Here is a 12,468-nt window from a genome sequence, read left to right as displayed (position 1 = left end):
CTTAGCCGTACAGATCGGGGATGGTCGCCGGGGCAAACCCGGGGTTGAAGCGGTCGGTGTCTGGATCAAGGCCGCTGGTGACGGCGAGGGCCCGGACGTGGCGGCGCAGCTCGGCGCGGAGGTGGCCGAGCAAGGCCGGGTTGGCGGCGAGCGTGGCGAAGGACGACTCGAGCGCCGGCGCGGGCGGCAGCTGCGGGCCGGCGACGTCGATAAGGGCGTCGCGGACGATCCGCTTGACCGTGGCCAGGTCCAGCCCGTACCCCTGGGCGATGTCGGACAGGTCGTCCGGGCTGGCGAAGCCGGGCGGGAGGTCGACCCGTGGGATCCGCTCGCCGAAGGTGGCATCGAGGTCGGTGGCCATCCGGTCCAGCACCGCGACGGTGAGCTGCTGCCCGGCCGCCACGGGGTCGATCCCGAGGTCGGTGACCCCGGGCACGAGCGGCAGCGTCGCGGCGACGGTCGCGGCGGCCATGCTCTCCCGCCGCCAGGTGAGCAGCTCGGCCAGGAACCGGGGATCCGACATGGCCAGCAGCCGGCCCAGCTCGAACGCGGCCGCGTAGGAGAGGTCCTCAAGCCCGTCGGTGGCGATCGCGCGGGCCTGGTCGGCGGCGAACAGCGGGTGGCCAGCGGGGCGCCGCACCACCTCCCGCGGGGTCAGCGGTCCCCGGTACCAGGCGGCGGCCTCCTCACCTCGCCGGCCGCGGTGGGCGATGGCCACGTGCCCGCTCGGGGCGACGGCCGGGCAGCCGCCGGGCGCGGTGCCCAGCCCGCCGACGTGCAGGTCGCCCATGATCGACCCGAAGTCGCCGTGGCCGGCCGCGGTGAACCGCCACCGCGCCAGGACCGGAAACCGCAGCGTCTTGGGCCCGACCGGGTCGACCTGTACCGGCCCGAGGCCCGGCACGGGCGTGCCGGTGGCGGTGGGCAGCACGTCGAGGCGGTGCTCCAGGGAGATCAGGTACGCGCCGTACACCAGCTTCTCGCCCGAAGGCAGTGGTCGCGGCACGCGGGCGCAGAGCACGACCGCCAGCTGCCCGTCGGCGTCCGCGCCGGCCAGCTCGGTGTCGCCGACCGCCACCTCGCGGACGTGGCACAGCAGGGCCAGCTCGTCGGGGCGTGGAAACGTGCGGGCCACCACCGCCGGGGAGGTCTCGATATGGTCGCACGTACCGGAGGTTTCGGTGATCCCGAGGGCCGCGTGCAGGCTCGACGGCACGGCCTCGGTCACCGGCCGCCCGGGGCGCAGCGCGGCCTCGGCGTCGGTGAGCACGACCAGGGCGAGCCACGGCCGGCGCTGCGCGTCGTTCGGCGTCACCTCGCGCTCCCACGGCAGGGTGCGCCGCATCAGCGCGATCTGGGCGAGCCGGGTCCCGTACGACCCTTCGGAGTTGGGCGGCGGGAAGACGCTCTGCACCTCGGTCGCGGAGAGCGCGAACTGCGGCGCCACCACGGCGAAGGTGCGGGTCACCGGCTCGACCGCGCCGACGCCGTCGATCGTGTGACCCAGCTCGGCCCGGTACCGCCCGGCGGGCAGCGTCGGTAGCACCGAGGACCGCAGGCGGAACTCGCCGGTGTCGAGGTCGCTCATGGAGTGGCTCCTGTCCAGCTCAGGGTGGAGGAGCGCGGCGCGCGTTCGGTCAGTGGCGCGAGCAGGGCGTCCAGGCCCCTGCGGCGCACCTCCCGGGCCACGAGGTCGGCCGGCCGCGCCGCCCCCAGCACGCCGGCCAGGGTCCAGTCGCGGTCCCGGCCGACGGTGACCGTCACCGGGCCGCCGCCGGGCGTGACGTCGAAGAACAGGTACGCGCGGGAGCCGGTGACGACCGCGCGCGGCGGGAGCGGCACCTTCGCGGCGTCGAGCGGCTGGGTGGCGCCATCGAGGCCAAGCAGGAGGCCCTCGGCCGGCGGCAGCCCGGCGGCCGGCACGTCGAGCACCACGACAACGCAGCTCGTGTCGGCGGGCAGGCGGGTGCGGGTGACGCCGGTGCCGCGAACCGCCTCGGCGCCGGGCACCAGCGCGGCGTCGACCGCGGCGCGGCCGCGCAGCGACGGCGGCGCGTCCGCCCTCAGCAGCCCGCCGGGGAGTACGCAGGTCGAGCCGTGCACCCGGGCCAGGACGGCGCCCGCGTACCAGCCGGAGAGCCCGCGGGCGGCGGCGGTGCGGCCGGTGCCGATGACCGCCACCCGCTGTGCGCCGAGTGGGATCAGCACGCTGCCCTGGGTCAGCTCCCGGTCGTCGAGGGCGGCGCCGGTCCGGCCGAGGGCGACGACCCGGACCAGTTGGTTGCCGCCGACGGTCAGGACCGGCCGCTGCGCGCTCCGGTCGGCGCCGGCCCTGGGCACGTGCCAGACCTGGATCTGCCCGGCCGGCAGGGTCACGCCGGTGGCGAGGGCGGCGTCGAGGGCCCGGGGACGCGGGTCGGCCAGCACCTCACGGCGCCACTCGCGGCTCGTCCCGGCCCGCCGGAACCGGCTGGCCGGGTCCCGGCCGCTCAGCGTGCCCTTGGTCGTCGCGCCCAGCTGCGGCGGCAGCAGGTGCAGGTGTGCGGCCAGCGGCGGCAGCCCGGCCCGCGCCTCCTCGATGGTCGGCGGCGGCCGGCGCCGGACCTGCCCGCCCCACGAGCCGACCGTGGTCCGGCCCGTGGTCGGGAGCGTGCGTGCCGGCTGCGGCCAGAGCAGGGCCGCCAGCCGCGGCGCGCCCGGTATGGGGATCTGGGGCTGCGCGGGCGGCTCCGCCGGCGTGACCGGCACCGGTGCGGAAAGCGGCGCGACGATGCCGGTCGTGATCCGGGCCAGCTGCGGCGGGGCCACCCGGTCGGCGGCGAGCAGCCGCAGCGCGTACCCGCTGGGTCCGGCGGCTGCCGTGCGCGCCGTACGGGCGCCGAGGCAGCGGGCCAGGGCCGCACCGGCGACGCCGTGCAACGCGGCACCGGCCAGCGCGGCCGCGGTCACCTCGAAGGCATCGGCCTGCTGCTGGGTGGCCGCCCACTGCGCGGCCGCCGCCATGGCCTGGCTGAGCGTCTGGCCCGGGTCGCGGTGGTCGCGCAGCGGCAGCGGATGGGCGTCGCCGCCCTCGACGTCGTCGATGGTGCCGTCCTGCGCGTCGCCGGCGAGCGCCGGCACGGCCGCCAGCCGCGCGCCGGTGAACGCCGGGTGGACGCCGTCCTCGCCCATGTCGCCGGGTTCGGGCAGCCGCCAGATGCCGTCCGGTACGGGGCCGCTCAGCGCGGTGACCTGGGGTCTGCGGTCCGCCGGGACCTCGACGCCGGTCTCGTCGTCGACGATCCGGACGGTGTGGCGGGACGCGATCCGCTCCACCCGCATCGGTACGAGGTCGAGCGGCAGGCCGGTGAACGGCTGCTCGTTGACCTGGTTGGCCGCCGTGCGGGTGCTGGACGTGAGGGCGAACTCCGGCCCGAGCTGGTACGGCCGGTCCGGGCTGCCGTCGTTGGCCGGGCCGCCCGGGCCGCCCGGGTCGGGCACGTGCAGCCCGGCGGTGACCATCAGGTCCATCGTCCGGCCGGTCGGGTCGCCGGCCACGAGGTACTTGTCGTGGAACGCGGACCAGCCCAGCGGCTCGGGGCCGATCGGGGCGTCGCTGGCGCCGAACGGCACCGCGAACCGGACGAGGTCGAGGTCGATGATCGCCTCGCCACGCAGCCGCGGACCCCAGACGTGCAGCTCCGCGCCGATGGAGAAACCGATCCAGATCCGGATCGTGCCCAGGATCCACAGGTCGATCTCGATCTCGAGGCTGGCGCTGACCTGGACGTAGACGGTCACGTCGTACCAGGCCGGATCCCAGGAGACGATCGCGTCGACGCCGGCGGTGAAGGTGGCGTGTACGAAGCCGCCGTCGAAGCCGACCTCGATGCGCCCGCCGGCCATCACCGCGGTGGAGGTGAGCGCGAAGTACGCCTCGCCCTTGACCACGATGTTCTGGCTGACACTCCACTGTAGACCTAGCCGGGGTACGACCGGGTAGCGCTCAGGCCGCTGGAAGCGCGGGTGGTAGCCGCCGAGGGTGAGCAGCAACTCGCCGGTGCGGAACCAGATCACGAACGCGAACCCGCCGGTGAGCCGGCAGCCCGGGTTGAGCAGCCAGGAGTTTTCGGTCAGCTGCGCCTGGATCGACAGCACACCCTCGCGGGTGGAGAACCGCGCCTTGAGGGCCAGTTCGATCATGACGAGCGGGGTGGAGGGGTTGGGCAGCCCCATCCGGGAGGTGCCGAGGATGACGACCTCGACGCCGTCGCCGACGGCCACGGCCAGGACGGCGACCGACTCGACCACGGTGAAGCTGGTGAACCGCACCCCGGCCGCGAGCCAGAAGGCGCCCCGGGACGGCGGGAACGCGCGGGCGATCTCCTCCAGCGCGGCCATCGGATCCTGGGCGAGCGCGTTGCCCGGGCTCATCGCCTCGACGAGCGGGAAGTCGGTCACCTCGGCGAGGTCGTCGGGCACCGCGAGGGCGCGGTTGATGCCGACCCCGGCGCCGATGCCGGTGACGAAGAACGGGGGTGGCCCGCCGAGCGGCGCGGACAGGGCGCCGAAGATGAACAGCGACGTGTAGCGCCCGCCACCGCCGCCCGGCACGGGGAACTCGCCCCACGAGCCGATCACGTCGAGGCCGAAACCGGCGGCCCGCAGCACCAGCATGCCGGCGTACTCGACACCGCCCAGCCGTTCGAGCTTGCGCAGCCCGCCGGCCAGTGCGATGCCGCCGTTCTGGTACGCGACAGCCAGCCCGGCCAGGTCGACGCGCCAGGTGAGCGGATTGGCCGCGGTCGCCCACGGGACGATCAGCTCCAGGTCGTCGACCCCGACCGCGAGCCCACCGAGCGTGGCCCCGCCGTCGATGAGCAGGCTCACCTCGGCGGGCCGGCCGCCGGCGGTGGTCACGTCGAGCCCGACCTGCGCGACGTACACCGGGCCGAACGAGCGCTGGATCGGGATCCACCAGGGCCCCGGGCCCAGCCCGGCCCGCACGGTGACGCCGACCGGCCCGGTGCCCTCCTTGAAGACCCGCAGCTGCGCGCTGAAGCCCGGGGCGACCGGCTCCGGATCGCCGCCGGCGCCGGGCCCGGGCGAGAGCACCTTGCCGGCGACCGGGTTACCGCCGCCGGCGCTGCCCAGGTCGATCGCGAGGCCGTCGACGATCAGCCGCGCGCCGCCGTACCCGAACCCGCCGGCGTCCTGGGCGAACGCGACGTGCAGCCCGATGCTGCCGACCCGTACCCCGAAGTCGACCAGCGGGCCCTGCTCGGCCCTGACCCGCAGGCCCAGGCCGCGCAGCCGGACCGCCGGGGTGGCCCGGACGGTGGCGCCCGGTGCGAACGGGTCGGCGGGCAGCTCGAGGATCGACAGTTCGAGGTGGTCGCCCGCCGGCCCGGGCAACGGCGGATCCCAGGCGTCGTCGCCCTCGACGGACAGGATCAGCCCGCCGACCGCTGGCGGCTCGATCGGGTCCAGCAGTGCGACGCGCAGCACGTACCGGATCGAGCCGGCCGGCACCGGCGGGCCGGTCTCGGCGCGGACGGCCAGCTGGAACGGGCCGAGCCGCGGACCTCCGGCCGCTATGAGCAACTCGGCCACGGCGCGCGGCGCGCGGATGGTCAGCTGGTCCATCAGCCCGTCGGCGAGCCGCCACCCGGCCCCGTCCGCGGCGAGCACCCCGGCCGCGACGAGGATGTCGCCAATCCGCTGGGTGCCGACGCTCGTCGCGAGCAGGTCCCGCAGGGCCGGCCGGGCCAGGGCGAAGTCGGCGGCGAGCGGGACCGCCAGGCGGCGGACGAGCGCGGGCACCGCGGTGGCCAGGTTGGTGCTGTCGGTGGTGCCGGCCGGGGTGACCCGCCGGTGCAGGACCTGCGTGCCGACCCCGAACGTGACCCGGATCAGCAGCGCGTCGCGGGTCGTCCGGGCCGGCGGGTCGAGCCAGAGGCCGACCTCGAACGTTTCGGGCAGCGCCGGGCCGAGAGTCACCGCCACGAACGGAAGTAGGTCGACCGGGCCGGGAAGGAGAGCGTCGGCATCTGTCGCGGTCACCGACAGGCGTGCGGCGGCCAGGCCGGCAGCGTTGACCGCGGCCTCGCCGCCCGCGGTGATCCCGTCGACCGGTACGAGGGCGGTGGCGCGCAGCCGCACCTCCGGCGAGCCTGTGCCGGTGGCGGCGACGTCGACCGCGACCCTCCCGCCCGCACCGCTCCACAGTGGACCGGCGCCGGCCGGTGTGCCGGTGACCGCCGCGACCAGCGCCCGCAGCGCCCCGATGGTGGCGGCCGGTCGTGCCCGGAACCGGGTGGCCAGCTCGCTGGGCGGGTCGGCCGCGAGCCGCCGCAGCTCGCCGATCCGGAACGCTCCGCTCGCGGCGTCCCGGATGTCCAGGGCGTCGCCGAGCTGGCCGAGCGCCGCGCCGAGCTGAGCCATCCGCGGGTCGCCGGCGCCGGCGCCGGTCAGGGCCTCCAGCAGCCTGGGCAGCGCGTACCCGACCGCGCCGATCGCGGCCAGCTCGGTGAGCGCGCCGAGCCCGGGCGCCTGCGGCAGCAGCGGCAGCACCAGCTCGGCGGCGGCCGGGTCCACCGGGGTGAGCCGGACGGTGAGGGTGGTGACCTGCCCGGCCTCCAGCTCCAGGCCGGCGTCGCGGAAGCCGGCCGTGCCGGTGCGCCGCACGGCCGCCCGGACGGTGGTCCGGACCACCGGACCCGGCGCCACGCGGACGATGAGCGCGACGTCGGCGCCGAGCCCGCCGGTGGGAGCCGGCCGGATCCGCACGGTCACCACGAGCCCGTCGCCGTCCTCCGCGACGGCCAGCGTCCCGCCGCCCGGCAGGCCGAGCGGTGCCGGCCCGGGACTGCCGCCGGCCGGCTGCCCGAGCAGCTGGCCGGCCGCTGCCGCCAGCGCCGCGAGCTTCGCGGGGGCCAGCACGCCCGGACGGGCCGGGTCGCCCAGCGCCGCCGGGCCGGTCAGCCAGCCGCCCGGGTCGAGAAGCAGCTCGACGGGGCTGCGCACGGCCGGCGGCGATCCGGGCAGCAGGAGCCCGAGCGCGGCCAGCAACGGGTCGAGCCGGGCCTCCCGTTCGCGGGCCCACTCCAGCGCGCCGCGTAGCAGCTCAGCGGCGGCCGCCGCGCCGAGGCGGCCCGCGAGGGCATCCGCGTCGAGCACGGGCGCGATCGGGATCCGGTCCGGCTCCGGCCGCCCGGCCGCGACCTCCAGCCGCACCGTCGCCGGGCCGGCCGCGCTGTCGGTCGCCACCACGAGCGCGGTGCCGCTGCCGAGGCGCAGCTCTCCGCGTACCCGGGCGGACGGTCCGAGAGTGACCCGTCCGGCGAGCCGGATCAGCCCGCCCAGCAGGACGCCGCCGTCCGCGGTACCGACGGTGACCTCGGATCCGTCCACAATAGACAGATGGAAGTCCGGCCCGAGCGGGCGGCCGGGCGGCTGGCCCGGCGCCGCGCCGAGGAGCCGGCCGAGGGCGGCCAGCAGGCGCGTGCGGGCGGGCTCACCGGCGAGGTGGGTGCCGAGGTAGCCGGCGGTGTCGACGAGGATCCGCTCCAGCGGGTCGCCGTGCAGCGCCACGGTGCCGGCGCCATCGACGCTGGCGACGCCAAGGGCGGCCAGGACGTCGAGCAGGTCCCGGATGGGGCCGGTGGCCGGCGCCGGCGACAGGGCCGCGGACACCTCGCCGAGCAGGGCCCGGGCCACGCCATCGAGCGGCCCGGGTGGGAGGTCGAGTCGCCCGTGGTCGATGCCGGTCAACCCGGCGTCGTGCAGGGCGAGCGACGCCCGGATGTCCGGTACCCCGCCGGCGGACCGGTCGATGGTCAGGTCGAGGTCGAGGCGGCGCAGCCGCGGGTCCGCGCCGGAGCTCGCCGACCCGACCAGCCAGCCGCCGTCGCGCCACAGCGCGGCTTGGACCGCGATCCGGGGCACCGGCTGGACGCCCCCGCCGCCCCGCAGCGGCACCCGGCAGCCGTCGAGGCGTACCTTGATCTCGGTCCGTAGCCCGCCTGGATCGGTGCCGGGCGCTTCCGGCGCCGGCCAGCCGGCGGCCAAGCCGAGGCCGAGGTGGGTGACCGGCGCCCGGGTCCGGCCGGCCGCCGCATGGGGCAGCAGCGAACGCACCCGCGCGGCGGCGGCGCGGACCGCCGCGGCGACACCTCGGTGCAGGTCGACATCGGTACACGAGGTCCGCAGCGCCACCGGCGCCGCCGCCCCCGCCGGTGCGGCGGGAAGCGGAGCCGCAGTCAGGTCAGCGACCGGGAACGGGTGCGCCGCCGGCACTCCGGCATCGTCCGCCTGGCTCTCCCCGAGCACGGCGGCGCGGGTACGCAGCAGGTCCAGCAGCCGCCGCAGGTCCGCGTCGGGCGCACCGGGCAGCGATGCGGTGAGCCCGCGCAGAAGCTGGACCGCCTCGGCCGCCGCGTCCGTCGGCACCGCCGCGGCGTACGGCGTGCCGAGCGTGACCAGCGACTCGGCGTCGCCGCTGGCCCACACCGCGCGGGCGGCGTGCCCGGCCACGGAGTGCGCCACGAGCGTGACAGGGCCCGGCGACGCGGCCCGGATCGCCCGCACCGCCGCCCGCAGCCGGGCCGCCACCGCGTCCGCTCCGCCGGCATCCGCGCGGGTCGGCAGCAGCACCCACCACGGGCCCGGCCCGGCCAGCCCCGCGAAGCCGAACGCCTCCGGCGGCACCCCGGCGGCGCGCAGGTCGAGCAGGCGTGGGTCGGGGCCGGCCGGCTGTCCCGGCCAGGGGCTCACGCCGGGCAGCGGCGCCGCGACGTACACCACCCGCTCCGGCTCGGCGTCCGGCGCGTGACTGTCCACATTGAACGCCGCGGGTGCGCCGAGATGCGTGACCCCGTCCAGGGTGGCGCCGCGGACGTCGCCGGCGGCGGCCTGCGCGGCGGCCGGCACGAGGCCGTCGGTGTCCCGCAGGCCGGTACGCAGCTCGGACAGGACCCGGGCGACGTCGCCCCGTCCGGCCAGGAGCGCGCCGAGCCCCGCGTCGAAGCGCGCGGCCACGCGCAGGACGCCGGCCAGCCGGGCCTCGTCGGGCAGCGGTGCGCTGCCGTCCAGCCCGGCCGACAGGTCACCCGGGACCAGCGTGTCCAGGACGCCGTCGAGCTCACGCATGGTCGGGCCGTCGGGGTCGAGCCAGACCAGGACGACCGGCGCGCGCGGATCCGTGGTGAGCCCGACCCGCCACGGCTCCGCCCGGGTGCCCGCCCCGTCCGTACGCAGGTCGACCGCGTCACTGCCGGCACCGGCGAGCAGCCCGTTGAGAAACCCGACGGCCATGTCGGCGAGGTCCGGACCCGCGCCCGACGACAGCACCTCCGCGAGCCAGTCGCGCACCGCCGCCACCGGGTCGGTGGCCAGCCGCTCCAGCGGAAACCGGGGCCAGCCTCCCGCGGCCAGATCGGCGATGTCCAGGTCGGGGCCGGCGTCGCCGCCCAGCCGCAGGCGCCGCGACGGGAGCCAGCCCAGCAGCCCGGCCAGGATCGCCCGGGCCGCACCGCCGGCCGCACCGGCGAGCCACCGGGCGAACAGCCATTCCAGCGCCGACCACACGGGACTGCCCGGGCCGGGCAGCCCGGTGCCGAGGTCGAACGGGTCGGGCAGCGCGACGCTCTCCCCGCCCGCGGTGACGACGGCACCGGTGACGCGCAGGCCGCCCACCCAGCCCTCGCCCCGCCGCCAGCCAACCACCGCGGACGCGGCGCCGGCCCGCACCTCGACCGGGCCGTCGAGGACCAGGTCGTCGCCGAGCTCGAGCCGGATCTCCGCACGGTCGGCGAAGCTCAGGACCGGCCCGTCCGGCGCGGTCACCGGCAGCGCGACCCGGGCCAGCTGGATCAGCCCGCGCAGCCGCAGGTGGTGCCCGTCCAGCTGCACCGGCGCGGGGGCGAACTCGACCGCGATGTGCAGGCCGGGCGCGGCGTCCGGGCCTGAGCGCCACAGCCGCAGCTCCAGGTCGCCGCCGGCGCCACCGGCGAGCCCGAGCCGCCACGGGTCCGCCTCCCCGCCGCCGGCCGGCCCCGGGGCGGTGGCGCCCAGGACGACCGCCAGGTCGCCGGCCATCGGGCTCCACACCCCGCCGACCAGCAGGCCGGCGTGGTAGCGGGCCCAGGCGCCGAGGGGGTCGGCGAACAGCTCGGGCACCGCCGGCAGCGCGGGCCACGGCTGCGCGGCCGGCACCGGCCGGGTCAGGCCGAGCAGGTTGGTCAGTGCCCGCCCCCGGCCGCTGCCCGCGCCGAAGAAGCCGTCCAGCGCGGCGGCCAGCGCGTCCCCGGCCGCCGCGCTCGCCGCGGCGGCGACAGCCTCCACAGAGGACAAATCCAGCCGGGGGTAGGCCGTGCCGTCGAGCGTCACATCGACAGCCTCCACGACGAGCGCGGGCCGATGGTCCGAGCCGGCGGCGAGCCCGGCGCGGAACACGCCGACCTCCAGGTCCACAGTGGAGCCAGTGGCCGGCACCCGGACGAGCGGGCCGCCGGTACGGGCGAGCTCGAACGCCGCGTCCAGGCGCGGGAGCCAGTCCACCGCGGGCGTCGCCCCAAGGGTGATGGCACACACCTCGGCGCCCATGCGCAACGACCCCGGAACGGTGGCGGCGCTGCCCGTCCGGAGCGACCCCTCGACGCTCGGGCGGATCGTGAGCGCGCCACCAGCCTCCTCGACGACCACCCGCACGTGCACCTCGACACCGCTGGCCGGCCGGGCGCACCAGCGCACCGGGTCGGCCGCCGTGCCGGAGCCTTCGATGCCGTCCGGCAGCTCCAGGTCGAGCAGGTCCGCCAGCGCCCGGAGCCAGGACACCAGCGGCCACGGCGTGCCCGGGGCGACGAGCGAACGCAGCCAGTCGACCAGCGCCGCCGGGCCGCGGTCGAGAACATCGGCGAGCGGCAGCGCCGGGATGCCGTCGCGGCCGCCGAGGCCGAGCAGCGCCAGCAGGGCGCGGAGCTTGGCGCCGCCGGCGTCACCGAGCCCGGCGCGCGCCTCCAGCAGCCCGTGCAGCAGCTCGACCAGCTCCCGGCCGACCGCGGCCGGGTCGTCGGTGAGCGTGCGGTCGCGGGGCTCGGGCCACGCCGGCAGGCGCAGCCCACGCAGCCGCACGACCAACGACGGCGACCCGCCCGGCGCGGTCGGCAGATCGGCCGTCACCGCGATCCCCGCCAGCGAGACCAGGTCGCCGGGCGCCGGCGGCGGCAGCTGCACCCCCACACCGAGCCGGATCGGGCCGTCGGGCGTGCCGGGCAGCAACGACACCCCGGCGCCCTGGTCGGCGCGGGCGATGGGCAGCGCGACCGTCGCGGCGGCCTCGAGGCCGTCGCGGCTCACCGCGGCCCGACCGCCGATCCCGAGGTCGATCCGCCCGTCGGCGGCATCCACGATCGCGAAGAGGCCGGCAGAACCCTGCCGCACGATCGGCACCCAGGTCTGCCCCTCGGGCAGCTCCGGCAGGTCGAGTGCCTGGCCGACCTCACCGAACAGCTTCGCCGCGAGGCCGAGCGCGGCCGCACGGCGGTCAGGGTCGTAGGCCAGGCCGGACAGAGCACCGGCTGGGTCGGCGAAGAACCCGGTGTCCAGGGCGACGCTATCGAGGTCGCCGGGATGCTCCAGCCGCAGCAGCCCGAGCATCAGCCCGACCTGGATCAGCTCTTCCGGGACGTCGATGCCGATCACGACAGGCCCGCCTGGTCGATGGCGTGGCGCGCCTGCGGCACGACCCCGAGCCGGCCAGGCGCCGCCCACACCGCGCCGGGCAGCAGCGGCTGGCGCTTCGCGTCGAGCCCGGCACGCCCGGCCACCTCACGGCAGACCGCCAGAAACGCGAGCCAGGTCGCCGCCACCACCGTCTCGCCCCACACCGCGACCACCAGCGCAGACGGGCCCCGCGCCGCGGTCTCGACGGTGCCGACCAAGCCGGCCGGCTCCGCCTGGCTGCCGAGCGCGATCGGGACCACCAGCTCGATGCCTTCCCCGCGGTCGCCGCCGGTCTCGTCACAGCGGACCGTCAAGCCCACGAGCAGCAGCCCGTCGCGCAGCGCCACGCGCAGCGTACGAAGATCGACGAAGAGCTCGCTGTCCAGGTCCTGCCAGACGAACGGCACGTTCGGGTCCTCGCCGCGGGCGAACGCCTCGCGCAGCATGACCGTCAGCTGCTGCTCGCTGACCTGGATCGGAATGCCAACCTCGCCGGGCAGTGGAGCGGTCATGGCCGTCGCCTCCCAGCCGCGGTCCCCCGGTCCGCGTCGGGTCCATCCTGGACGGTTCCGCCAGAGCCACAGTCGGATCGAGGACAGCGAGCGGGTTGTTGCGCACCGACCGACAGGTTTCTCGCCCACTCTTGACAACGGCATGAGGCTCCGGCCGCAGGACTAGAGACGTCTCGCGGTGAGGGTGAGGAAATCAAAATATTGAGCTGCCGCGACGCTCGTCGTGGTCCAGGCCGTTGCTCCCGCGGCCTCA

Annotated in this window: 3 protein-coding genes; all 3 read right to left on the bottom strand. The window is 77.1% G+C overall.

Features of this window, described 5'->3' with window-relative positions:
• Position 1: 1 nt before the first annotated feature.
• Genes Prum_RS03840 through Prum_RS03830 form a run of 3 tightly spaced genes read right to left on the bottom strand, consistent with a single transcriptional unit; the run spans position 2 to position 12,215 of the window.
• Positions 2–1,588 carry a hypothetical protein gene (locus Prum_RS03840; RefSeq protein ID WP_173074017.1) on the bottom strand — a complete coding sequence of 529 codons (1,587 nt, stop codon included), beginning with the start codon at positions 1,586–1,588 and terminating at the stop codon, positions 2–4.
• The gene (locus Prum_RS03835; RefSeq protein WP_173074015.1) at positions 1,585–11,682 is read right to left on the bottom strand and encodes a DUF6603 domain-containing protein; all 10,098 of its coding nucleotides are present in this window, start codon (positions 11,680–11,682) and stop codon (positions 1,585–1,587) included. The genes Prum_RS03840 and Prum_RS03835 overlap by 4 nt, the downstream gene beginning before the upstream one ends.
• Entirely contained in the window at positions 11,679–12,215 is a 537-nt protein-coding gene (locus Prum_RS03830; RefSeq protein WP_173074013.1) for a hypothetical protein, read from the bottom strand. The genes Prum_RS03835 and Prum_RS03830 overlap by 4 nt, the downstream gene beginning before the upstream one ends.
• Positions 12,216–12,468: the final 253 nt, after the last annotated feature.

The organism is Phytohabitans rumicis, assembly GCF_011764445.1.
Taxonomy (GTDB): domain Bacteria; phylum Actinomycetota; class Actinomycetes; order Mycobacteriales; family Micromonosporaceae; genus Phytohabitans; species Phytohabitans rumicis.
This window is presented reverse-complemented; position numbering and strand designations above follow the sequence as displayed.